The sequence below is a fragment of the Actinomadura sp. 3N508 genome (assembly GCF_044326375.1).
Lineage (GTDB): Bacteria > Actinomycetota > Actinomycetes > Streptosporangiales > Streptosporangiaceae > Spirillospora.
Map to the genome: position 1 here is coordinate 1 of NZ_JBIRAX010000038.1, position 1,045 is coordinate 1,045.

Consider the following 1,045-nt stretch of genomic DNA (forward strand, 5'->3'; position numbering starts at 1 on the left):
TGGAACCGCAGTAGCAAGACCGTCCGGGTGTACTTCAACAGCAACTACGGCGGCTCGTACCAGGACTTCAAGGCCGGGGCCAAGGGCAACCTGAACTCCACCCTGAAGAACCAGAACGCCTCGCACCAGTTCTCGCCGTCGTCGCGCACGAACATGTCTTACGGGCTGTACAAGGCCAGCGGCGGCCGGATCACCTGCGGCTTCGACGGCTACACCACCACCCCCGGCCGGCATGAGGGCATCGACATCGCCCGCGGCATCGGCTCGGACGTCCGCGCCCTGGTGGCGGGCAAGGTCATCTACGTCGCCCGCGGCAGCAACGGCAGCGGGGGCCTGTCCACCATCTCCATCTACAACTCCGCGGCGAACAAGACGGTGATCTACCTGCACTCGGCGCCGCGGTCGTTCGTGAGCGTGGGGGACAACATCAGCCGCGGCCAGATCATCGCGGACGAGGCGTGGCGCGGTATCGGGTCCAGCTCGGCCGCGCACACCCACGTCGAGATGCGCCTCGGACGGCAGACGCACGCCGCCAAGAGCGTCGGCGACCCGCACCTGGACAACCCGAACCCGACCTCGTTCTGGCGTTCGCAGGGCTACAACGTCCGCTGATCAGGGAGAGGGACGACCGTGTCCACACGAATTGCACGGCTGATCTCGCGGCTCACCGCGATCACCGTCACGGTGGTTCTCGGCGGGGCGGCGTTGGCCGCCATCGCCGCGCCCGCCTCGGCGGCGGCCCGCGACGGCAAATGCGACAGCGGCGAGTTCTGCTACTACTACAACAGCGGCAACGCCGGGTCGATCTCGGACTTCACCAGTTCGGTCGCCGACTACGGCACCGAACAGCCCTCCTGCTACGACTTCAAGGGCGCGGGCAGCGGCAAGGGCAAATGCGTCAAGAATGCCGCCGCCTCCGTCTGGAACCGCAGTAGCAAGACCGTCCGGGTGTACTTCAACAGCAACTACGGCGGCTCGTACCAGGACTTCAAGGCCGGGGCCAAGGGCAACCTGAACTCCACCCTGAAGAACCAGAACGCCTCGC

General features: G+C 66.5%; 2 protein-coding genes. Both read left to right on the forward strand.

Going from position 1 to position 1,045, the window contains the following annotated elements; genetic code table 11:
- On the forward strand, window positions 1–612 hold a 612-nt coding region (locus ACH34S_RS41920), incomplete at its 5' end, for a peptidoglycan DD-metalloendopeptidase family protein (RefSeq protein WP_395958513.1).
- A gap of 18 nt (window positions 613–630) precedes the next feature.
- Window positions 631–1,045, forward strand: a 415-nt coding sequence (locus ACH34S_RS41925) for a peptidase inhibitor family I36 protein (RefSeq protein WP_395958514.1), incomplete at its 3' end; no start/stop codon positions are given.